Source organism: Acetivibrio straminisolvens JCM 21531 (assembly GCF_000521465.1).
Classification (GTDB): domain Bacteria; phylum Bacillota; class Clostridia; order Acetivibrionales; family Acetivibrionaceae; genus Hungateiclostridium; species Hungateiclostridium straminisolvens.
The window spans coordinates 57,933-82,866 of sequence record NZ_BAVR01000008.1 but is presented as its reverse complement, the minus strand read 5'-3'; the positions used below and the strand labels follow the sequence as shown (position 1 = coordinate 82,866).

The following is a 24,934-nucleotide window of genomic DNA, read 5'->3' as shown; positions in this document are numbered from 1 at the left end:
TTATAGTGCCGGGATGTACTCGTATTCCAAAAGCAACACAAGATCTTCAATGCTTTCCAGTTGAAGTTTGCCGTCGGACACTAAGGAGGGATTGTCGTCCTTGAGGATCTCGATGGAATATTTTCCTAAAGCATGTCCGCCTAAAAGGGAATGCCACGGATGCCCCGAAACAGCTGTAATTTCACCTTTTGGACCTGTCTGGGCTTTTACCGGAACCGTGCCGGAAGGTACCTTCATTCCCACAGTCAGATTGGAATCTGTACCCTTACTATTTTTTACAAACAGGCTCAGACTGCTTATTTTAAAGCCGGATTCAGCGCAGGAGAACATACTTTTATCCAGCTCGAAACTGAAAACTCCGTTTTCAAGGAAATAATAATAAGCATCGGGGAAAATATAGCGTAAGGGTAGTATTTTTGATTTTTTATTGATTCCCGCAAGATTCTTAAGATTATTCTTGACACTTTGTGCAAGATTTTCATCGTAAAAGGCCTTATAGTAAAAAACTATTTTTACATCGGTGATATAATTATAATCCAGGTCATTACTGAATTTCGGTATTTCGATTCTCCAGCTCCCGCATACTCCGGCGCCCTCAAAGAGCTTCAATTTTGCCGGATCGGCACTGAATACGAAAGAATCTTCGGTTATTTTATATTCGGACAGAACTAAGGTATCTTTCGGCTGAATGCGGAATTTTATAGTGTTGAAATCTGCTGTTCTGTAGCGGCTTATTCCGCAATTGGTAAGAAAGCCTTTTACACCGCCCGATGGAATCAATCCTTCAACTATGACCTCAATGGCTTCTATTCTTCTATTGTAAGTACCCGGATAATCCATATCAAAATCTTCCATATAGGTTTCAAATTCCATCACTCCGGTAGTACGGAAGGAGGTTTCAAAGAGATAGGGATGCCGGGTGGCCAATGACAGGGTTTGTTTTATCGGAATACTCTTTGTTTTTACCGAATTTATCATATCATAGGTGAAGCTGTCTATATCCAGTAAGAGTGCATTTGATGCAAGTAAGCCGTTTAAGGATTTTGAACTGTAGTTGGGTTTGATAGAGTTTTGCTGGGCATCAAATTCGAAGTTATAAGCCTTCTGCATCAAACGGGAAATGCTGATAGCCATATCAAGGTAACTGTCCGATATGTTCTTCATAAAGTATGCCATTTGAGTCCATACATCGGCTGTGAAGGTTTGATTGTCAAAAGCAATCAAGTTTTCTATTGCAGCTGCTTGACGAAGTTTTGCTATTATTTCCAGTTGTTCCGCTGCCGATACCCTGGCCAAGCACTATTGTACTGTTCTCTTGCCATCTCTTCAGCTTCCCATAGTTCATTTGTCTGCCTAGCCATTGCACCCAGCTCATATTCGCGGGATATGGCACCTATTCTTAGGGTATTTTCATAAAGAAAATGGTACGCACTTTTATTCGTACCTATTATTCCGTAATCCGGACCGCTATACCATGCATTACTAGCATCCAACCACATCTTTTCCAAGGACATGATTGAGTAGTCATTTATATTGGCTTGCATATTCAGTCTTCTCAATACGGCAAGTTCGAAGCCTTCTTGATATATCTTTGTTTCCCTGACGGCAACATCTTTTTGCTTTTTTGCAAGATCCACTTCGGCTTTTGCCAGGTCAACGGCTTGCTTTAACTGCTGTCTTGTGAGCTTTTTATTATCGGCAGTTTCGATGAAATTTATGTATTCCCTTTCAGCTTGTATTGCCTGTTGAGCAAAGTATCTGGCTGCATTCTGCAAATATTCAAAAGTCCATACGGGAACCAGATTTAAGGGTATGCCTCTAAAATCCAGTCCACCGCTAAGCTTTATCATTCTTTCCCTTACCTGCAAAACTACGATTGCCAATTGAGGATTTATATCACCGGTGTTACCGGTCTTTTCGTATTCCGTAAGCATTTTAGATACTGTACTGCCGGTAATTTTCAACGAATTGTGCTTGTACAGGTATGACTCGGAGTTTACCACAGAGGCAGAACCCGGTGCTTCCAGTACCAGCCTGTAAACGTTTAGTGCCTCTTGGAACATTTCTTCTTTATAAAACATATCTCCCCATGCCAATACATTTTGAGCGAGCTTTATCCATAATGATGGCACTTCGATGTTTTTGTTTATATATTTGTAGTTGGTAGCGGTCAAGTAATTCTTTTCGGCCTCTTCATAATCGCCCAAGCCATAATAGCAATCCCCAAGTGCAACCGGTATTACATAGGACATGATGTGGGGGAGCATAACCGAAAACTCTTCTATAGAAAAGTATTTACATATTATCTCATCAAGTCTTTCGAATTTAATCCTCCTCTCGTATATCTTATCGATAATGTCTGTTTTGGAGGGCGTTTTTCCGCTTTCCCAAACGAGATCTACCGCTTCACTTCCTACATTTAATCGCAGAGACCGGTATATTTTCGGGTCTATTTCCTTTGCTATATTTTTACTTATGTTTAATGAAGACGAAAGGGTGGTTTTACTTGTGGGATTTATCTCCTTAATTTCTTTTAAACCGGTATTGAGTATATTTTCAGAATTTAGGGATTTAGTTGTTGCAAGTTGGGCGTTAGGTATCGTTTCAGGAACTTTTATTTCTATCGAGGAGATATAATCGATACCGAAATGAAGCAGTGAATCAAATATACCCGAAGAAACACCGAATCCGGATGAATTTAACAGATTACGGATTAATGTTTGTGTGATGCGGTATTCCTCGATTGCTTCGGCAAAAAGCTTGAATGGTATAAATCATGAGCAGTTGAAAGATGTTTTTCAATTTCCAGAAGAACCTTAGGATCGTACTTTTGCTCTATGAGATTATTAATATGATCTAAAATACTTACGATTTGCTTTTCAATTAATGCCGGAGTTTTCCTATTCCATCTTAAAGTTGAGTAATTCTCAATATGTTTGACCTGCATCTTTTGTCCCTCCTTTATTTAATATAAATATATTCACCTGATACTTTTAACGTTCACCGGTCACAACGCCAAAGAAATAATCCTCGAAGGTACCTTCATCAACATCTACCGTTCGAATCGTACCCCATGTATAACAGTCAAATTTGACATGACCGCTGTCCCATATATACCATTTTCCTTCATCTATCTCCAGGTTTCCGGCGTAGACTACCCAATGGTTGCCAACTAACGAGACAAGAGGAGGGGAATTGCCGACCAATGCGGAATGGATTAATAAAAATGCTACTCCACCGTTATCATAGACTCTTTTTGCTTTCCTGATAGCATCAAATTCACCGAAGGCATAGGTTGAAGTCCACTCTACTCTGTCAAAGAGAAGTATTTCATAAGTCCATTCTTTGAGGAATAATTCAAGAGAACCGTAAGCTATATCCCATGAATCCGCTTCGATATTAAGTATTAGATTGGTGTATTCAACTATAGTGGTCATAATCATCCAGTTACAAGGGGTTATCCCGCTTCTGACTTTACTGTTTCTTAACTTTGATGAAGCACTGTAAGTTTTGCTTCTGGTTTGGAAGGAGCCAGTTTCATAAAGACTTCTGCAAATTCTGACGAATCTCGACGGTTCTCTTCTTACCAGCTCATATACGATAGCAGCGGGACCGCAAAGCGGAGCACGTCCTTGATTTACTCTCAGGGGGTTTGCAAGAATGGCACGAATATCGTCTATCAATTGAGTTTTGTCTATGTTGGGCCATACACCCGGAGCTGAGGATTTTTCAAATTCATTCAGCAATTGATTGAACTCGTTTTCAAGAACCAGGGTTGTTTCGCGAACACTGTAGGTTAGTGTATAATCACAATCGTCTAATGTAAATTTAGCGGTTTTATTTTCACCAAGGCTTGTGTTTATCAGTGTCTCACCGAGAAAGTCATCACCGTCACCCCAGCCGAAATCTTCATCCCACAGCTTTATCTGAACGCTCTGGGAAAAAGTATATTCCTTGTCGATGTTCCAAGTCTGCTTTTTCTTGAGATTTTTATAAATTTTCTCCCGGAATACTCCGTCAATATACACTGTTTTTGATCCTGGAACCGGTGAAATATCCGGAATCGCCGGTCGACTGTTCACCATTGATGAAGAGAAATTGAGGGAAGAAGAAAAGTTTGATGCTATTTTGCCGTTATTACCAGTGAATATAAAGCATCGCCCGAGGAAATTATAAAAGTGTTTAAAAACGTAGGAAAAATTGAGGAGTTTTTCAAGGTAGCAAAAAGTGATTTTGAGAACAGAACGGATGAATTATCATTGAGAGAATATATAGGTGCTCATTGTCTAATATGTTTTGTGTCCCTTCTAATTATCAAAATACTTGAACAAAGGCTAGAGGGTAAGCATTCCGTAACAGCTATGCTTAAGAGTCTTAGTAAAGTTTGCTGCAGCCATATTAAAGAGAATTATTATCTTTTTGATTTTTACAATGATGTTCTTCAAGATATAGGGAAAGAACTGGATATTGATTTTGGGAGAAAGATTATGACTTTTGGAGATATTAAAAAAATCATTGGGCAATCAAAAAAGTATAATGTGTGTTATATAATGAAGAGGTTTGATTGTGTTACCCGGTGCGTCACAGTAATGTGAGGTACTAAGCGGAGGATAAAGTACCTGTCTAAACAGCAGAGCGAGCGAAAATGCAGACCGTAGCATTAAGTCAATTCTGCCGCATCGTCAAAAAAAAGGTCTCTGCTTATGCAATATCAACTATTTTTCTAGTTCTATTATGCTTTATTTGTTGTAGACTTATTGCGTAAGTTTTGTTATATAAATTATAGAGTCATATGTCAACATAAAAGTATCTGTATATGTTGCAGTGGAAAGGAGAATTTATGAGAGTCGCATTATACCAAATGGAGATAGCATGGGAGGACAAGGAAAAGAATTACAAAAAGCTGGAGGGCGTGCTGGAAGAAGTAAAAAAGCATGGCACAGACTTGCTTCTTTTACCGGAGATGAGCTTTACAGGTTTTTCAATGAGGACGGAGCTTACGAAGGAGTACAATGAGGAAAGCAAAGACAGGATAAAAAAAGATTTGCGAAAACCATCAAATCTGCATTGGTTTCGGCTGGGTAAAAGCTTCCGGAGAAAAAGCAGAAAACCATTACACAATAATCAACGAAAAAGGTGATGAAATTTCAGATTTTGTAAAGATACATCCGTTTAGTATAGCTCATGAAGAACGGTATTTTGTCAAGGGAAATAAGTTGTCAACATTTAAGTTGAAAGGCCGGGGACTTGCCACTTTTATTTGCTATGATTTGCGTTTCCCGGCTATTTTTCAGGCACTTGGGGATGAAATTGAAATTGTGATTGTTCCTGCCAACTGGCCGAAAAAACGTAGAGAACACTGGAAGTGTTTGCTTCAGGCAAGGGCTATTGAAAATCAGGTATACGTATTGGGTGTAAATTGTGTGGGAAATATGGGTGGACTTGAGTATTCGGGAGATAGCTGTGTGATTAATCCCAATGGAGAAATAATTGAAATAATCGAAGGGAATGAAGGAATCATATATGCAGATATAGAGAAGAATGTAAAAGATATTAGAGATAGCTTCCAGGTACGTCAGGACCGGCGTACAGAGTTTTATAAATCTCTGTTTTAAATTTATTTAAACCGTTTTCTTGCATGAGTTTATGTCAGCTATACATTTAACATAATATCATCGGTTATTGCATTAAGATAATGGCTGTTTAACAATATTCCAAGTAATGCTAGTAGAATAACGGCCTTAATACATAAGTACTTGACATTTTTTTCTTCGGGGGGTAGTATGCTACTATAAGCCAATGAATGTCAGTAATACGGTATAATTATGCAAACAGCCGGGAAAGGTGGTGTTAAAAGACAATTACAGGAGCAGTTTGGAGTAAATTTTTTGCAAACCATATTTATTTTTATGCAAGAATCGGAAGTTTTGTACAGGTAGTAAAATGAATTATTTATTGTTTCGGCAGTAGATATTATTTGGGGCTTATTGTAGCTTGAGGGAGGATAAACCATGAATGGAAGTGACACAATAAAAAGTAGTAAAGCTGGAATGAGAAAATTTGCAATATTGGTGGCTGGCCAAATGATATCGAGTATAGGCAGCGGGTTGACGGATTTTGGTCTTGCGATATATGTATTAGCGCTGACAGGGTCTGTTACTGCTACTTCGATTGTGAGCATTTGTGCATTTCTGCCATCGATTCTTTTAGCCCCTGTGGGTGGCGTGTTGGCAGATAATTATGACAGAAGATTGATGATGATTTTAGGTGAATTGTTATCGGGACTTTCGTTGACTATATGTCTTGGTACTATTATGAGTCCAAATCCTTCCCTTCCGGTAATTTGTATTGGTGTAGGTATCAGTTCGCTGTTTAAAGCTTTGATGGAACCGGCATTTAATGCGACCATTACAGATATGTTATCGGAAGAAGATTTTGCCAAAGCGGGTGGAATGGTTCAAATCGCAAGCAATCTCAAGATTTTAATTTCACCGGCCATTGCGGGGTTGTTGCTGCAGATTACGACGGTTAGTACTTTGATAATTATTGATATTTTAACGTTCTTTACGACGATAATTACTATTGTTTTAGTGAAGAAAGGTATGGTTTCGAAAAGCAGAAAAGATTCTAAATTAAGCTTTACACGGGAAATGAAAGAAGGTATAGCTGCAATACGCGGAAAAGGCGGTATTGTAGCAATGATTGTAATTATGACATTTGCAGTATTTTGCATTGGTTTCGTACAGATATTAATTAAACCGCTTATACTTGCATTTGCAGGTGAAGTGGAACTGGGAATTCTCACAACAGTCAGTGCGTTGGGGATGCTGGCGGGAAGTATTATTATCAGTTGCCTGAAAAATATAAAATCTTATGACAAGATGCTTTCTTTTGGATTAGTCGGCTGCGGAATCTTTTTAGCACTGATTGGAGTTTGGCAGAATTTAATTTTGATTGCAACTTTTGGATTCATGATGTTTGTATTTATGCCGGCTGTTCAAATTGGGGCTGAAGTTCTGGTGCGTATGAATTTGGCAAACGAAGTGCAGGGACGTGCTTTCGGATTGATAAGTTTCATTACTCAGATGGGTTATATTTTTGCATATATATTGTCCGGAGTTATTTCCGATTATATTTTTGAGCCGTTTATGTCCGGAGACAGTTTTTTGGCCATGCAAATCGGAAAAATAATTGGTGTTGGTGAAGGAAGAGGAATAGCACTGCTGATATTGATTTCAGGCATAGCTATGTCAATTGTCGGAATTGTAGTTTCCAGGCTGAAAAGTGTAAAAATGTTAACAAAAAAAGAGAGTGATACCCAATTCGTTGCGGAGACTTGTCCGGAAGGACTTTAAAAAATACAAGAGAGAAAAGAAACAAGAACTGCATGAATATAACTGGAATAGGCTGAAAATCAAAGTCTGTTCCGGTTTTTTGTTTTGCCTGATTTTATCATATCAATTGAATTTGAGGAAGCTGTGGCATATTTTAAAAAAACTATAATTTTGGTGTGTTATTTACGATCTTTTAGTTATTTACGATCTTTTAAGAATAAAATCAGATTGACATAGAGTCTATCATGTTTTATAATTTCAATGTAATATAAAATAGACTTTAGACGAGTATTTCTGTGCAGTATTGTGTTACAAATTTTTGCAGGTTAACTAATTTAGGGGAATTATGGTCAATTAATAAATAGTATTTAATATTTTGGGGAGTTTGCAGGAAATCTAGGTTCTTGGTCTGTCAGTGCAGATTCGTCGTAAGTATTGCTTAAAATATCTCTGCTAATCCAAGAAATGTACGTTGAAAATAATCCCTTTTTCTATTAATAGCAGATGTGGAAAAAGTTAATGTTTTAAGTTAATCTACTTAGTAAATATTTTTGAATTCTTCTAGAACATATGATAGTATTTATTTCAATGGTACAATGCAAAATTATTATACATAAATTTGAAAAGGTAAAATAATAAACTGAAAAAAATAAAAAGCCCATAAACCATACTACTTCTTGGCGGAATCGGATGGTTTATGGGGCAACAGCAGAATAGCCTTGTGTTATTCGGCTATTTGCTATGCTATTTTTATTATAGCATAAATATGCTTATAAGTAAATATGATAGCAAATGTCAATTCTTGAAAATTTACATCTGTTGACAAAGCAACTCATTGTATTTGTGAAAACTAATTAATTGTAAAAAAAATTTATATTTGTTTTACATAAAAAGTAAATTGCAGGGGAGAAGAATGATGATTATAAAGAAAATTGAATTAACCGAATCTCAGAAGGGGATTTATTTTGATTGTCAATTAGACCCGGTATCATACAACATATCTGCATCGATATTACTGTATGATTTAAAGGAAGAACATTTCGAAAATGCTTTTGAGTTGTTGATTAGGGAGCAAGAGGCGTTAAGAAGTAGTCTCGATATTGAAAATGATTTACCTGTCTTAGTTATTCACGATTCAATCGACTATAAATTATTGAGGCAAGATTTGTCCGATAATTCAGAAAAGTTCGAAGAACTTTACCAAAAAATCCTTGAAGAAGAACTGTGCACACCTTTTGATCTCACCAAAGCTCCATTGTTCAGAGCCAGACTTGTAAAACTAGACCAAAACAAGCATTTGTTTTTTATCTGTATTCATCATATTATTTCAGACGGGGTATCATTGGAAATATTAAAGAAAAAATTGTTGGATTATTATTATAAACTCGAGAACAATGAGAGCATAGAAATAAGCCACGATACCGGATTTGCAGACTTTATACAAAAAGAAAACGATAAACTTGCAAACGGCAAGTATGTTAAGCAAAAGGAGTACTGGATGGAAAGGCTTAAGGGAGCAGAGCCTTTGGCATTTCAGCCGGACTATTCCGTTAGAAAAAAAGACAGCAATATAGGCAAAGAGAAACGCTTTGAAATACCTGAGGATTTACTCAAGAAAGCAACTCATCTTTCGATGAATCAAGAAGTTACAACCTTTATGCTGTTTTTAGCTTCTTTTGGTGTATTGATGCATCGGTATACAAGAGAAGAAGATATTGTTTTATCTTCACCGTTTACATATCGGCCTAGTTTTGATTACGAAGAAACCGTTGGTTGTTTTGTTTCTATGCTGCCAATTCGCATGAATATTGAAGGCTCTCAGCAGTTTTCATCAATTCTTCAACAGGTATCCAAGGAATTAATCAATGTCTATAAAAACATCGGGTATCCGAACAATCTTATTATGAGAGACAGTCAATTGGTTCCTATGCCCGGGTCACCTTCGATTTTTGATATTTCTTTTGTGTATGATGTATATGAAGAATCGGAAGAGTATCATGTGAAAAATGAAGTTGTGGATAATGATATTGTAACTTTTCCGGGCAGTATGATGGTTGTTTTAAACAAAACGCCGAAAAACGATTTGATTAAAATTCAGTACAAACCGGATATATTCTCTGACGAAACCATTGAATTGATGGGACGCCGTTTTTTAAAACTTCTGGAAGCTGTTGTAGATAATGTTGACATAAAAATTAATGATATTGATTTATTCATAGACAACGAAAAGGACCTTATTTTAAATGATTTTAACAGCTCCTCATATTTTACTTATGAGCCGAAGACAATTATTGATATATTCCATTCCAAAGTAGAAAAATATCCAAATAGAAGAGCACTTATTTTTGGAGAAAAAGTAGAGACATATGCTTCAGTAAATGCAAAAGCCAATCAATTGTGCAGAAAGATTCTGGAGAGAAAGACGAGACCTAATGAAGCTATTGGGCTGCAAATGGAACGCTCGATTGATATGGTAGTTGCTATTTTGGCTATTTTAAAAGCCGGATGTGCATATGTGCCAATTGCACATTCGTTCCCATCTGCAAGAAAAGAATTTATTTTCGAAGATGCTAATATTTCCCTTTTAATAACTTCTAGCAATTTGCCTTGCGAGAAAGATTGGGATTTGGATATTCTGTATATTGACGATGCCGGCATCTATACGGGGGAAGATACCAATCCTGAGGTGGAATTGGATCCTTACAGCCTTGCATATATTATGTACACCTCCGGTTCTACAGGTAAACCCAAAGGTGTCATGGTAGAGAACCATAGTGTGGTAAATACATTGCTGGATTTGGAAAGAAGATTTCCTATGGAAGAGCAGGATATTTTCCTTCTGAAGACTGCTTTTACCTTTGATGTTTCGGTTACCGAATTGTTCGGTTGGTTTATGGGAGAAGGAGCATTGTTGATTTTAGAGCCGGGAGCAGAGAAGAATCCTTCTCTGATACTGGATGAAGTTCAAAGGCATAGGGTAACCCATATCAACTTTGTTCCAACTATGTTCAGATTGTTTTTGGAGCTGTTTGATACAAAAGAAAATATTGCAAAACTTGAGTCTTTAAAATGGATATTTGTAGGCGGAGAAGCCGTAACATCGGATATTGTACAAAAATTTAATTCTCTTGGGACCAATATCAGGTTGGAAAATGTTTACGGTCCTACAGAGTGTACAATATGGGCATCTCATTGCTCCTTAAAGGGATGTGAGGATAAAACAAATATTCCGATAGGCCAGCCTCTTAATGAAATTCGCTGGTATGTGGTAAATGAAAAAGATAAACTGCAACCTATAGGCATACCGGGAGAGCTTTGCCTAAGCGGTGTAGGTTTGGCCAGAGGTTATTTAAATCGTGATGAACTGACAAAGGAAAAGTTTGTTCAAAATCCTTTCTATCGTGAAGGAATTGACCCTAAATGGTATCAATATATGTATCGCACAGGGGACCTTGCTCGCTGGACTGCAGACGGCACTATTGAATTCTTGGGAAGAATGGATTTCCAGGTAAAGGTACGTGGTGTCCGTTTGGAACTGGAGGAAATTGAAAAGGTATTGTCAGAGTATGAAGGCATTGTTCAGGCAGTTGTAGTTGTGAAAAAAGAAGCAGGCAGACCTGAGTTCCTTTGTGCATATTATCTTTCGGAGAAAGAGATTCCGGCTGCGGAATTGAAGAAACATTTGTCAAATTCTTTGCCGGAGTACATGATTCCTTCGTTCTTTGTACATAAGAAAGAATTGCCGGTGAATACCAGCGGTAAAACTAATAGAAATGCCCTGATTGCAGATACGGATTATCGAAAGAATGTTTCATCGGAATATTTTGCACCGACTACGGAGCTGGAACAAACCATTGCGTCGGTTTTTGAAGACATTCTTGGTATTCCAAAAGTGGGATTGGATGACAATTTCTTTGAGATCGGAGGCCATTCTTTAGCGCTTATTCAGGTACATAACAGGCTTAAAAAACTTTTGAACCGTGAGTTTTCAATTACAGCGCTTTTCCAGATGCCGACTATTCGTCTATTGGCTGAATTTTTCACAAAAGAAGAGGAAAAGGCTCTTGAAAATAGAAATGTGTTCTTCCAAAAGGAGACAAAAGCCGTTAATCAGGATATTGCAATAATCGGAATATCTATACGTGTACCCGGTGCGCGAAATCCTTATGAATTTTGGGAAAATCTAAAGAATGAAAAAGAATGTATTCATTTTTACACTGATGAAGAATTGGAAAAATTAGGCGTTAGTCCTGAGGTTTTCAGATCGCCCAATTATGTAAAAGCTAAAGGAAGAATAGACGACATTGACTATTTTGATCCTTACTTCTTTGAATATACCCCAGGAGAAGTTCGAATGATGTCTCCTCAGTTGAGGCTTCTTTATCAAGGCACATGGGAAGCACTTGAGGATGCAGGATACTACCCTGGGTCCGACTCTTCGAGAATAGGTATATTCATAGGAGGATCCGATGACTTTGAATGGTATAAAAAAGCACTCTTCGGAGGATCGGATTTCAGCGATAAGTATCAGGCGTTTACATTAAGTACAAATCACTTTTTGGCAACCCGTTTGTCTTATAAATTGGACATCAAGGGACCTGTTCTTTCAGCGTTGACCGGATGCTCGACTACTTTGGTTACGCCTCATCTGGCAAGACAGTCTCTAATACTTGGGGAGTGCGATCTGGCTATAGCAGGTGGAATAACTATAGAGCTTCCAAATGAGGGCGGATATTTCTATGAAGAAGGAATGATGTTCTCACCTGATGGGCATTGCCGTCCTTTTGATGCCAAAGCAAAGGGAACTGTATTTTCCAATGGGTTGGCCCTGGTGGTTATGAAAAGGCTGGAGGATGCCATAAGGGATAACGACAATATATATGCGGTTATCAAGGTTCTGCCGTCAATAATGACGGTAATCAGAAAGTCGGATTCGTAGCTCCGAGTGTGGAAGGACAAGCCGAGGTAATCCGGAGCGCTTACCGTAATGCCGGAATTGACCCTGAAACGGTAAGTTATGTTGAGGCCCATGGAACAGGAACATCTTTGGGGGATCCCATAGAAGTGGAATCTTTGACAAAAGCCTTTGCAACAGATAAAAAGCAGTTTTGTATTCTCGGTTCGGTAAAAGGAAATGTGGGACATGCCGATACGGCAGCCGGAGTAGTGGGGCTGGCCAAGGTGGCTCTTTGTCTGAATAATAAGTTTATTCCCGGAACAGTAAATTATGAAGAGCCGAATCCCAAAATCAATTTTGAAAATACTCCGTTTATTGTGAAAGCCCACGGAACCGAGTGGAAAAAAGAAAATGTTGAAGCGGGAATTTTGCGTGCCGGAATAAACTCCTTCGGAGTTGGCGGAACCAATGTCCATGTAGTGCTGGAAGAGGCCCCAGAAGCTGTACAAAGCAGTCCTGCCGAGAAAGTCAACCTATTGACATTCTCTGCTAAAACACCTACTGCACTTGAAGCAACTTCAAAAAGGGTTTTGGAATACCTTTTGCAAAATCCGGGTATAAACGTTTCTGATGCAGCATGGACACTGAAGGTTGGAAGAAAACCGTTCCCATTCAGAAAGTCCCTGGTCATAAATGACGAGTTTTATAAAGAACCTGAAAAAATCATTAAAAAACTGGAGGAAGTTGCTTATAGCGAAGTAAAACCGGGAAACCGCGATGTGTATTTAATGTTCCCGGGTCAGGGAAGCCAATATCAGGGAATGGGACGCGAACTTTATTTCTCTGCCGATAAAAGTGTCGTTTCAAAAATATTCAAGACCCATATAGATGAGGTTTTTGAGTTGTTGAACCCTGAAGAACAAAAAGAGTTTTTGGAGTTGATGTATGGAAATGAAGATCCTCAAAAAATAAATCAAACCCAATATACCCAGTTTGCCCTGTTTGCTACAAGCTATGCTCTGGCGAAAACAATGATTGAAATAGGGATAAAGCCTAAGGGTATGATTGGACACAGCATAGGAGAAGTGATAGCTGCAGTTGTTGCCGGAGTCTTCGAACTGAAGGATGCGGTAGAGATAGTGAGATTCCGCGGAAAGGTAATGCAAAAACAAGAGCCTGGAATCATGCTGTCTGTAATGGCTCCTGCTTCAGAAATAGAGAAGGAACTTGAGCCCGGTGTATGGCTGGCTTTGGAGAACACTACCGGAAGTTGTGTGGTTGGAGGAAGAGACCAAGACATAGCCAAATTCGAAGAAAAATTAAAGGGACGTGGTATAAACTGCACAAGAGTAAGGACATCCCATGCTTTCCATACACCAATGATGGAAAAAGCAGCCCAAGAGTTTGAAAAGATGCTTTCGGGTTTCACCATTAATGAGCCGCAAATACCCATTGTTTCCAATGTAAGCGGTACTTGGGCAAAAGAAGGTGAGATGACTTCGCCTTCCTATTGGTCGGAACACATACTGAGGCCTGTAAAGTTCTCCCAATGCTTGGCGGAAGTTTTGAAAAATCCGGAGGATATATTTATTGAGGTTGGTGCCGGAAATATTTTAAGTTCTTTTGCAAGGCAGCATGAGTGCAAAAACCGGGACAGAAGTTTATTAACCTCATACGCCATATTCGCGAGGCTGAAGATGATGTAGAATACTTAAATAAGAAACTTGGACAGATTTGGTGTGCAGGTGTTGAGATTGATTGGGATGTATTGAAAGGAGATTCCGTAAGGAAGCGTGTATCTCTGCCTGCTTATGTGTTTGACAAGATACCTTTCCCAATTGAAGTAAAAATGGATCAAATGTCGGAAGCATATCAGGAAGCAGCTGTTGGCAGAGTACAGGATACAGCGGAGTATGTTTTGCCTGCATTATTGAGTTCTGTAAATTCAGGTGACGGAAGCGAGCTGGAGAATGCAGTAATTGAAGCATATAAATCAATTTTTGGATTTGATGCTATCGACAGTAATCAGGATTTCTTCGAAATGGGCGGAGATTCGCTAAAGGCTGTAAGTTTATCTGCTACTTTGAAAAAAATGCTGGGTGTTAAAGTGGAGATAAAAGACATTTTCGCTCAAAACACCCCGGCCAAATTAGCTGCTTTTATACGTGAAAATAATGCGTCTATTGAAACGGATACTTCAATTAGACCGGCAGAAAAGGCCGATTATTATCCGCTTTCTTCTTCACAAAGACGTATGTATACATTCTATTTGATGGATAAGAAATCCCTTGCATATAATCTTTATTCGGCTACCTTAATTGAAGGTGAGTTGGAGAAAGAACGGACTGAAGAGGCCGTAAGGAAATTGATTTTACGGCATGAATCCCTTAGGACTTCTTTCCATGTTATAGACGGACAGATTGTTCAAAAATTGAACGATATTGCAGAATTGCCAATTGCCTATTCGGAACGCAAATACGAGACAGAGGAAGATTTGAATGCTATTTTAAAGGACTTTGTGAAGCCTTTTGACTTGTCCAAAGCGCCTCTCTTCCGTATTGAACTTGTAAAGGTTGGAGAGAACAGACAGCTTTTATTGTTTGACATCCATCATATAATTGCAGACGGTACAGCTGTAGAAATATTGACTCGAGATTTTAATACCCTCTATTTTGGCGAACTTGAGCCGCTAAAGATTCATTACAAGGATTATGCAATTTGGCAGAACAATTATATGCAGTCCGAGGAAATGAAAAAGAAGAAAGAATTTTGGCTCAATCATTTAAGTGGCGAAATTCCAAAGCTTGAAATGCCCACTGATTTTGAGAGACCTCATATAACAAGTTTTAAAGGCGGAAGAGTAGAGTTTTATATAGATAAAGAATTAACCGAGAAGATTGGTGAGCTTTCTCGTAAATTTGGTGCTACCAACTTTATGACCATGTTAAGTGCATGGTATGTGCTCCTGGCAAAATATTCCGGCCAGGAAGAGATCATAGTGGGTACTCCCGTTTCGGGAAGAACCCGGGATGAAATACGCGAGACAGTAGGTATGTTTGTCAATATGCTTGCTATCAGGAGTTTTCCGAGCCTTGATAAAAAATATGATGAATTTTTAAATGAAGTTAAGGAAAACACCTTTGAAGCGTTAAAAAATCAGGATTACCAGTTTGATACATTGGTTGAGCATATGGATATCAAGAGAGAGCTCAACAGAAATCCGGTATTTGACGTGTCGTTTGATTACCACAACATGGAGACTTTTGATTTGGAAGTGGAAGGACTTAAGTTTATTCCATGTCAAGTGCCTATTGAATCGGTATCTCTCGATTTGTTGCTGACCTGCAACGAGGAAAATAACGGATTGGCATGTTTCATTGACTATTCTACAAGTCTGTTTAAGAGAGAGACCATTGAAAGAATGGCTCAGCATTATATAAATATTCTGTGTGCCATAACTAAAAGCCAAGACATAGAGCTTGGACAAATTGATATGCTTACAGAATGGGATAGGGAGCTTATTTTCGGCCAGTTTAAGAAAACGAGCCTTCCTATAGAAGATGATGTTTTAATTCAAGAAATGTTTGAAAGAAATGCAAAGAATCTACCTGACAAAGTTGCACTTGTTTTGTCGGACGGACGTGAAATTACCTACCGAGAGTTAAATCACCGGGCAAATATTTTGGCCTGGAAGCTAATTGATATGGGCATAAAGGAAGATACGATGGTGGGTATAATTCCGGAGAGGGATGAAAACCTGATTGTTGCAATGCTCGGAATTTTAAAGGCTGGTGGAGCTTATGTTCCTATTGACCCTAAATTCCCTGCAGATAGAATTTCGCATATGGTTTCACAGAGCAATATCAATGTGTTGATATGTCCCGAAAAGTATCGGAATCTTGTGGATATTAATGCTCAAGCAATTGATTTGAGCAAGTTGGAGGCTGATTTAGATGTTGTTGCCGATCCTCCAAAACGTGCAAACAAAGACAATTTGGCTTATGTTATATTCACATCGGGTTCAACAGGGACACCTAAAGGGGTAATGGTAAAACATGAAGGTGTTGTGAATCTAATAAGTGACCATATAGCAAGAGGTATTTTCTCCGGTGAAGACGACAGAATTATCTGTATGGCTACTCCTTCTTTTGACATTTTTGTGTTTGAATCGCTTTTGCCATTGTGCACCGGACACTCGATATATATGGCTGATGAGACAGAGTATCTTGACTCTAGTTTACTTGGCGATAAGATAGTTCAATATAAAGTAACGCATATTCAAAGTCCGGTATCAAAGCTTCGCGCTATGGTAGAAAATCCTAATTTCGGACAAGCTTTAAGCCAATTGAAGGTGATTGTAGCAGGAGGAGAAAACTATCCTGTATCGCTTATGAAGCATCTGCAAAAGCATACCAATGCAAGGCTGTACAATATGTATGGGCCGACAGAGACCACTGTAACGGCAACGGTTAAAGATTTAACCGATTCTAAATCAGTGACTATAGGAGAAGCTATTGCAAATACTCAACTGTTTGTCATAAGCGAAAAAGGTATGCTGCAGCCTGTTGGAGTTTACGGAGAGCTTTGCATAGCCGGACGAGGCTTGTCAAAGGGATATATCAATAATCCGGAAGAAACCGCAAATAGGTTTGTCAAACTGCCGGAAGATTCAAGCATTGATATATATAGAACCGGCGATTGTGCACGTATGCTCGATACCGGTGAATTTGAGCTGAAGGGAAGACTGGATTCTCAAGTCAAAATCCGTGGGTATCGCATTGAGTTGGGTGAAATTGAAAATATTGCGATGCAGAATCCGAATGTTTCCTATGCAGTGGCAAAAGCCTTTGCCGCAGAGAACGGAAACTCTCACCTGGCTTTGTTCTATTGTGACAAAGAAGAAAACGGTGAGGAAAATAAGTCAAGCGAAACATTAAAAGATTGGTTGATGAAAAAACTTCCAAACTATATGATGCCGACTCATATCATAAAGTTGGATAAAATGCCGCTGCTTCCAAACGGTAAAGTCAATAAACGGGCGCTTACTTTGCCTGAAGAGGAAGTTTCTGAAGAGAATAAAAAAGCTTCTATGCCGATGAAACGGATAGAAAAAGAAATTATTAAGATATGGAAAGATATGTTGGGTGTACAACATATTACAGTTAAGGATAATTTCTTTGATATCGGCGGAACTTCTTATACTCTAATGCTTGTAAACAATCGTTTGAATGAACTGTTGGGTTATACGGTGCCGTTAATGCAGTTGTTTGAAAATCCGACAGTGGAGCTTCTTGCCAAATCGTTTAATATTTCTGAAAACAGCCCTCTGTTATTGGAGGAAGATGAAATAGAGGCAACCGATGATAGTGAGGATATTGCCGTCATCGGTATGTACGGCCGTTTCCCCGGTGCTGACGGCGTTGAAGAATTATGGAATAACATTGTAGCAGGAAAAGAATGTTTGCGTGAGTTTTCCGATGAAGAACTGAAACAGTCGGGAATACCGGAGGAAGAAATCAATGACCCGAACTATGTAAGGAGAAAGGGATATCTTGAGGGTGTTGAATATTTTGATGCAGACTTCTTCAACTACTCGCGCAAAGAAGCAAATACTATGGATCCTCAGATTCGTCTTTTGCATATGTGTGTATGGAACGCCCTTGAAAATGCCGGATATAATCCATTCGAATATTCAGGCAAGATAGGGTTGTTTGCCGGAAGCGGTGCCAATATCTCATGGCTGGCACGTTATTTTGGAAAGCACAATAACGCGGTAAATTCCTTTGAGGTAATGACATTAAACGATAAAGACTTTGTTACAACAAAAGTATCTTACAAGTTAAATTTGAAAGGACCTAGCGTTAACGTTCAAACAGCATGTTCTACATCCCTTGTTGCAATACATCAGGCAGTGAAGTATTTGCAGTGCGGTGAAGCGGATATAGCTGTTGCCGGAGGAGTATCCATTTCCTATCCAAGGAAAGAGGGTTATTTGTGGCATGAGGGAATGATTTTTTCAAAGGACGGACACTGCAGACCGTTCTCCGAAAATGCATCGGGAACTGTGTCCGGTAACGGTTGTGCCATTGTTGTTCTGAAGAAACTGGACAGAGCAATAAAAGATAATGACCATATATACGCTGTGATTAAGGGTTCGGCCATTAATAATGACGGTATTGAGAAAATCGGATATACTGCACCGAGTATTTCGGGACAGCGTGATGTTATTGAAAAGGCTCTTAAGAAAGCAAAAATAAAACCGGAAGAAATTCAATACGTGGAAGCCACGGTACCGGTACAACCTTGGGAGATCCTATAGAAATTGAAGCATTAAAACAGGCTTGGAAAAGCCAGAAGAAGGGATACTGCGCGATTGGTTCCGTTAAAGCAAATATAGGGCATCTGGATGCTGCTGCGGGCGTTACAGGATGTATTAAGGCAATTCAAGTGCTGAACAAGCGCGTTATTCCTCCTATGATTAACTTTAAAGGAATAAATCCTAGAATAGATATAGAGAATAGTCCGTTTTATATTAATACTTCTGCAAAAACATTAAGTGCTGAAATTGCAAGAGCGGCGGTCAGTTCTTTCGGTATCGGCGGAACCAATGCTCATGTGATTTTGGAGGAAGCTCCAAAAGTTCAAAAATCGGATGAAGCATCAGAAGTAAACATTTTGCTGTTCTCTGCAAGAAGCGAAAATGCATTGATTAATACATCCCGTGATGTTTTGGATTACATTGTCGGGCACAGGGAGCTTAATATGTCCGATGTTGCATGGACTTTGCAGGTGGGCCGCGGAAACTTTGAATATAGAAAAGCCATTGTTGTGAAAGGAAAGAATCTGGATAACAGCGAGGCATTACAGACCTTTATCAACGATAAGGGAACCAAAGTGCCGGACGGACAGAAAACTGTTTTGCTTATGTTAGCTGACAGCAGTAATTTGGCTAAACCGTTTGCAAACAGCATATATAAATTCAAGGGCACATGTGGCATTTCAAAGAAATTTGAAGACTATGTACAAGTAGTGCTTGGTGAATTGACTAAAACCGAACGTATGAACCTTGAGAAACAGTTGGCAGACGACGGACAGATGAGCGGTTTTGAAAACGATATAACTGTCTTCATCATGAATTATTCATTGTGCATGACCCTGAAAGATATAGGTGTCTTGCCCGATGTGATTTACGGGGAAAGAATCGGCAAGTTGAGCGGTCTGGTGGTTGCCGGCTCAATAAGTTTGGGTGATGCGGTTCAGATAATCCGTACAGGAATTGATAAAGATATTTATCCTTCAAATTATCCGGATTATCAGTGGAGAGATGCTAATGTGCCGGTAATTGACAGCATTGATGCCGAATTGAAAAAAGAATTGAACTCAAGCATTGTAATTAATGCAGGCTGTAATGATAAAGTTATTGAAGAACTGGGAACAGATGCTCAGGCAATTATTCCGGTAACGGACAAAGGACAAATGGATGTGCAAGAGTTGTATCAAGTATTGGGAATGCTTTGGTGTAACGGATGCAAAGTTGATTGGTATGCAGTACATAAAGGAAAAAGGAGAGCACGTATTCCATTACCTGGATATGTATTTGATAAAATTGAGTTTGATAGTGATGTTGTTCTAAGCGATATCTTTAATCGGTCAAATGATGAGGATGTTAAAAAAGTAAATACAGACAAACCAATAACTTCTTTTGAAGACATAAGGGATGAACTTATGAAAATATGGAATGAAGTATTGGGAACTCAAACCGTTGGTGAATCTGACGACTTCTTTGAACTCGGAGGAGACTCGTTAAATGCGGCTTTATTTGCATCCTTGGTTAAGAAAAAACTGGAGATTAATATACCTGTCTCCGAAATATTCAATAATTCTCGTTTTGGCGACTTGGTCAACTGGCTATATCAAAATAAACCAGAGCAAATGGCAAATAAGGAAGAAAATCAGATTCGAATTTTGGAAAAACAACCTTATTATGAGACATCTTCTGCTCAGAAGCGTATGTATGCAGTCAGCCAGCTTATAGGAGATGCATTGTCATACAACCTTGCTTCTGTGTATTTGATAGAAGGTAAGCTTGACCGTCCGAAATTGGAGGAGACCTTTAATACATTGGTTATGCGTCATGAATCCTTTAGGACTTACTTTGGTTTGGTGGACGGCCAAGTGGTGCAATACATTGCCGATGAGGTTCCGTCAGTAGTGGAATTTGCAAACGTGGACGAGAAAGAAGTATTTGAAGAGATTAATCGTTCGATAAAGCCTTTTGATTTATCCAAAGCTCCGCTAATGCGCGTGAAGTTTATCAGTGTCAGCGATGTAAAGCATTATGCTGTGATTGATATGCACCATATTATTTCTGACCAGAGCTCAATTGATATACTCTTACAAGAGTTTACGATGATTTACAAAGGTGAAAAACTTCCTAAGAATGAAGTGAGGTATATTGATTTTGCAGCATGGCAGAATCAGCTGTTTAAGAAAGGTCTGATTGAAAAACAGATTGACTACTGGATGAAAGAGTTGTCAGGGGAGATACCGGTTTTGGATATGTACACAGACTTCCAGGCACCTCAGGGTATCACTCACAAAGGTAAGATATTGCACTTTAGCGTTGACAAGGATAATAGCTTAAAGATCAATCAGTTTGCAAAAGAGCTTAGGATTACTCCTTACATGCTGATGATGGCATCTTTAAAACTATTGCTGTATAAATATTCCGGACAAAAAGATTTGATTATCGGAACGCTGTCGCCGGAAGGAACCATTTGTCACTGAATACTGTTGTCGGTATGTTTGTTAATTTGCTGCCCATACGTTCTCAGATTGATGAATCCTTGAGTGTGAAAGAATACCTCGGATACATAAAGGACAAAATGGTAGCAGCCTTTGAAAATCAGGATTGCCAGTTTGACATGATAGTTGAAAAGCTTAATATGGACAAAGGTTCACAGGACAACCCGCTGTTCAATGTTGTAATAAATTATGTGAACATGGGAACAGAGGAACTTGAAATAGAGAACCTAACCTTGACACCATGGCTTCCTGAGGTGGTAGATACCAAATACAATATCCATGTCACAATCCTTGAAAAAGATAATGTTTTTGACATTGACGTGGAATACTCCATTGAATTGTTCAAGGAAGAGTCCATGGAGTTGTTCGGTAAACGCTTTGTAAACATGGTAAATTACCTTGTTGAACATCAGGATAGCTTGCTGTCGGAGATTTCGTTGGTGACACCTGAAGAGGAAAACTGGCTGTATAACGTTATCAACAACACTAAATCAAATGCACCTATTGACAAAAATGTGGTTCACCTCTTTGAAGAGTCTGTGAGAACCTATGGGGACCGCATTGCGCTCAATTGGGAAAATGAAGATTATACCTATAAAGAGTTAAACAGTGTTGTAAATCAGCTGGCTCAATTAATAGCGGACAAGGGTATCAAATATGGCGACAAGGTGGCCATATTGACGGAAAGAAGCCCAATACAGATTATTAGTATTCTGGCGATCCTAAAGTGTGGGGCGGTCTATCTGCCAATAGATTATAAGTTCCCGGATGATCGAGTGAATTTTATGCTCGGCGATAGTGGAGCAAAACTGTTATTGACCTACTCTCATCATGTGGAAAGGATTGAGCAATCAATTGAGTATTTGCTGCTTGATTCAAAAGAAGCGCAATTAGACAAGGCTAAAGATACGGGTATTGAGTTTGGCGGCACACCTCAAAATCTATGCGGTGAGGATGAAGCTTATATTCTCTATACATCCGGCTCTACAGGAAAGCCAAAAGGAGCAATCATCTGCCATAAGAGCATCATTCGTACAGTACTTGATACCAACTATGTGTCCATAACACCGGAGGATAAAGTGCTGCAGATGACCAATTACACATTCGATCCTTCTGTATTTGATATCTTTGGTGCTCTGTTAAATGGTGCTACCTTGGTGATGGTACCTCATGAGGCAGCCTTTGAAATGCCAATGCTGGCAGAGATTTTCGAATCAAAGGGCATTACTGTATGTGAAATGGTAACGTCGGTGTTTAATATGATTGTTGACTACAAAGTGACAGCTCTGAAGAATGTCCGCAAGATGTATATCGGCGGTGAGGAGATGTCGTTGAAACATACGAAAAAGGCCTTTGAGGCATTAGGGCCCGGCCGTGTGGTCAACGTATACGGTCCGACGGAAGCTACTGTTATTGCTACATACTATCCAATCGAGCATTTTGATCCCGAGTGGACCAGTATTCCAATTGGAAAGCCCATATCCCACACGGAAGTATATGTGCTTGATGAAGAGGGAAGACTGTTGCCTCCAAATATGCCGGGAGAGCTTTGTATAGGAGGTTGCGGCGTAGCTAAAGGATATCTTAACAGAAAAGAGCTGACGGAATCAAAATTCATCAACCTTCCTTTCGGCAATGGAGAAAGAGTCTATAGGACAGGCGACAGGGTGTTGATGACAGCTGAAGGAGACCTAATCTTCTTAGGCCGTATCGATTTCCAGATTAAGCTCAGAGGATTTAGAATTGAATTGGGCGAAGTGGAAAAACTTATTGCTTCCGTTGACGGTGTAAAAGACGTAACTGTGGTAGCCAACAAAGACAACACAGGAAGTATGTACATTGCGGCATATTATACCGTAGATGGAGATGGATATCTCTATATAACACCTGACTATATCCGCGCTGTTTTGCAAAAACAGGTACCCGAATATATGATTCCTTCCCGTATGAAGCGAATGGATAAGTTGCCGCTTACGGAAAACGGAAAAGTAAATCGCAAAGCATTGCCGGCTATTCATGAAGAGAGTGTAAATGTAAACAAGAACGGTCCTAGGAATGAAGAGGAACGTCTGATTTTGGATGCCATGAGAGAGGTATTGGGCAATCCCGGATTGGGAGTAAAAGACGATTTCTTTGTCATGGGAGGCCATTCTATCAAAGCTATAGAATTGGCACAGAAGCTCCGTGAAATTGGCTATGAGCTGCGTGTAAACGATATTTTCAAATTCTCAACTACAGAAGAACTGGCTAAGTATCTTGGCAGCATTTCATCAATGAGCCGGGAAGAAAGCCCTGCACAGGAGGGAGCTCAGGAACACGGAAAAGGAACAATTTCATTAAATGAAAAGCAGATAGACAGTATGGTACAGTACATCTGCAATTCAACCTCCATGGTATCGGATATGATGGTTTTAAGCAGTGTTCGAACCGAATTCCCAATGTCACCGGTTCAAACGGTACATATGGCTGCAGGTTCAAGATACAGCGGATTAACAATAAATATAGAAGAAAATATATCGGAGCAGCATCTAAGAGATATTTTGGCAAATATCATAGCCAAGCAGCAAATGATGCATTGCATTGCCAAAAAGAAAGATGAGTACTTGTGGAGCGAATTGGATGTTGAAGGACAAACTCCTATTATTGCGCAGAGTATTTCTTATACAAAACTGGATATGTATGATGAGACAACCCAAAAAGCAATTACTAAAAAAGTTATTGAGAATTTGATGTACAAGGATTACCGGGAAGGAGAACTTCCGTGGAGATTAAGCTGCCTGAGGCTCAGTGAAAGAAATACACTGTTGATATGGTGTTTTGACCATACTTGCTTTGACGGAATGAGTGCGGAAATAATAAAGAGACAGATTTTGTCAAAAGAGAATTTATCGAAAAATTCGTCAAAATCATCAGACATTTTTACAAGTTCAACCATACAATGTTATGAAGATTATGTAGCTATACTTAAGGACGGTCCTAAAGATATTGACGAACAAGAGATAGTCGGCAAGTTTAGGCTTGATGACTGGAGCAGAGCCAATGCAGCGCTGATGGAAAAGTTGGAGAAAGTGTCAGATAAGAATTTCAAAGAAGTCAGCATTTCCGTTCCGTTGAACGGCAGGAATCAAAATGTTTGGGCATGTGCGTATGAGCTGGTTGAGAAGATTTTACAGCGCTATACCGGTGAAAACGATATTGCAATGGCAATTGTGGATTATGGAAGAAAATACGGCGGAGCTGAGTTCTATGACTGCGTCGGAGAGTTCCTGGACATTATTCCTGTTATGCTTGGTCAAAGAAAAGTTGAGGAACTGGAAGAGCTTTTGGATATTTGTAATAACAATTCCGTTAATTTCCTGTCGCTGATTTTCGACAAAGACTTGTCTGAAAAATACAGCGAAGTATCCAAAAACCTGAAAAAATACTTTGCGACGGATAAAAGCTGCTTTGATATTGTTATTTATAATTTCCAAGGCTTTATTTCAGCTGAAGACAGGGCGCTGATGGAGGAAAGTCAAAGTGCAGAAGAGACGGAAAGTCCAATGTCAAAATTATTTATAAATGCCAACCATGACAAGGATACACTGTATCTTTCATTAGAATGCCCGGAAGGACTCAACATAGACTTAATTAAGACTGTAGTTGATAATGAAGGAGGGACATGCACAGGAAAATAAGAAATATCGGGCTTGTTGAAGAATAATCCTAAAATACATTTGAAAAGGTGGTATTATGGCGAAGGAAAAAAATATATATAGAAAATATTTGATACTGTTTATAGCAATGTCATTTGGAATTTTGTGGTTCTTAATAGGGTTGCCGTATGTCTTGTTCGAGGATTTTATGGTGTCTCGCTTCGGCAATCTGGATGGGGAGAATCTGCTTGTAATGATTGGAC

General features: G+C 39.1%; 11 protein-coding genes and 2 pseudogenes. 9 read left to right on the top strand and 4 right to left on the bottom strand.

Annotation, left to right across the window (positions count from 1 at the left end; all coding sequences use genetic code 11):
* The 4 genes from JCM21531_RS03645 to JCM21531_RS03630 all read right to left on the bottom strand — a co-directional run bounded on the left by JCM21531_RS03645 (position 1) and on the right by JCM21531_RS03630 (position 4,085).
* Positions 1-1,296: a Tc toxin subunit A-related protein gene (locus JCM21531_RS03645; RefSeq protein ID WP_038287449.1), complete on the bottom strand. Its 1,296-nt coding sequence runs from the start codon at positions 1,294-1,296 to the stop codon at positions 1-3.
* Positions 1,260-2,252 (bottom strand): V-type proton ATPase subunit G, encoded by a 993-nt coding sequence (locus JCM21531_RS03640; RefSeq protein ID WP_131464371.1) that lies wholly within the window; start codon positions 2,250-2,252, stop codon positions 1,260-1,262. Before JCM21531_RS03640 ends, JCM21531_RS03645 begins: the two co-directional genes overlap by 37 nt.
* 461 nt (positions 2,253-2,713) lie before the next feature.
* Positions 2,714-2,947, bottom strand: coding sequence for a hypothetical protein (locus JCM21531_RS03635; protein ID WP_038287443.1), 234 nt, complete (start codon positions 2,945-2,947; stop codon positions 2,714-2,716).
* Positions 2,948-2,993: 46 nt separating this feature from the next.
* Positions 2,994-4,085, bottom strand: coding sequence for a hypothetical protein (locus JCM21531_RS03630; RefSeq protein ID WP_131464368.1), 1,092 nt, complete (start codon positions 4,083-4,085; stop codon positions 2,994-2,996).
* Here JCM21531_RS03630 and JCM21531_RS03625 point away from each other — a divergent pair.
* The 9 genes and pseudogenes from JCM21531_RS03625 to JCM21531_RS23490 all read left to right on the top strand — a co-directional run.
* Positions 4,033-4,595 (top strand): annotated as a pseudogene (locus JCM21531_RS03625) (hypothetical protein); the annotation flags it as partial. The gene JCM21531_RS03630 and the pseudogene JCM21531_RS03625 overlap by 53 nt on opposite strands.
* Positions 4,596-4,840: 245 nt before the next feature.
* Positions 4,841-5,140, top strand: coding sequence for a nitrilase-related carbon-nitrogen hydrolase (locus tag JCM21531_RS23500; protein WP_279378970.1), 300 nt, complete (start codon positions 4,841-4,843; stop codon positions 5,138-5,140).
* A complete protein-coding gene (locus tag JCM21531_RS17605) occupies positions 5,043-5,615 on the top strand; it encodes a nitrilase-related carbon-nitrogen hydrolase (protein WP_369347566.1) in 573 nt (190 codons plus the stop codon). The genes JCM21531_RS23500 and JCM21531_RS17605 overlap by 98 nt, the downstream gene beginning before the upstream one ends.
* A 396-nt stretch (positions 5,616-6,011) precedes the next feature.
* On the top strand, positions 6,012-7,355 hold the full coding sequence (locus JCM21531_RS03610) for an MFS transporter (RefSeq protein ID WP_054846986.1): 1,344 nt from the start codon (positions 6,012-6,014) through the stop codon (positions 7,353-7,355).
* A gap of 892 nt (positions 7,356-8,247) precedes the next feature.
* On the top strand, positions 8,248-12,273 hold the full coding sequence (locus JCM21531_RS17600) for a non-ribosomal peptide synthetase (RefSeq protein WP_094184727.1): 4,026 nt from the start codon (positions 8,248-8,250) through the stop codon (positions 12,271-12,273).
* An 8-nt stretch (positions 12,274-12,281) separates the two neighbouring features.
* Positions 12,282-13,937 (top strand): type I polyketide synthase, encoded by a 1,656-nt coding sequence (locus JCM21531_RS17595; protein WP_054846984.1) that lies wholly within the window; start codon positions 12,282-12,284, stop codon positions 13,935-13,937.
* Between the two features lie 143 nt (positions 13,938-14,080).
* Positions 14,081-19,159: pseudogene (locus JCM21531_RS17590) on the top strand (ketoacyl-synthetase C-terminal extension domain-containing protein); the annotation flags it as partial.
* 131 nt (positions 19,160-19,290) lie between these two features.
* The gene (locus JCM21531_RS23495; RefSeq protein ID WP_439644275.1) at positions 19,291-21,018 is read left to right on the top strand and encodes a condensation domain-containing protein; all 1,728 of its coding nucleotides are present in this window, start codon (positions 19,291-19,293) and stop codon (positions 21,016-21,018) included.
* Positions 21,009-24,713, top strand: coding sequence for a non-ribosomal peptide synthetase (locus JCM21531_RS23490; protein ID WP_038287436.1), 3,705 nt, complete (start codon positions 21,009-21,011; stop codon positions 24,711-24,713). The genes JCM21531_RS23495 and JCM21531_RS23490 overlap by 10 nt, the downstream gene beginning before the upstream one ends.
* Positions 24,714-24,934 lie beyond the last annotated feature (221 nt).

Excerpts from the sequence above, each read along its gene's own strand:
- JCM21531_RS03640 (WP_131464371.1), bottom strand. The coding sequence starts at position 2,252 with ATGTCCTATGTAATACCGGTTGCACTTGGGGATTGCTATTATGGCTTG.
- JCM21531_RS03635 (WP_038287443.1), bottom strand. The coding sequence starts at position 2,947 with ATGCAGGTCAAACATATTGAGAATTACTCAACTTTAAGATGGAATAGG.
- JCM21531_RS03630 (WP_131464368.1), bottom strand. The coding sequence starts at position 4,085 with ATGGTGAACAGTCGACCGGCGATTCCGGATATTTCACCGGTTCCAGGA.
- JCM21531_RS23500 (WP_279378970.1), top strand. The coding sequence starts at position 4,841 with ATGAGAGTCGCATTATACCAAATGGAGATAGCATGGGAGGACAAGGAA.
- JCM21531_RS03610 (WP_054846986.1), top strand. The coding sequence starts at position 6,012 with ATGAATGGAAGTGACACAATAAAAAGTAGTAAAGCTGGAATGAGAAAA.
- JCM21531_RS17600 (WP_094184727.1), top strand. The coding sequence starts at position 8,248 with ATGATGATTATAAAGAAAATTGAATTAACCGAATCTCAGAAGGGGATT.
- JCM21531_RS23495 (WP_439644275.1), top strand. The coding sequence starts at position 19,291 with ATGAACCTTGAGAAACAGTTGGCAGACGACGGACAGATGAGCGGTTTT.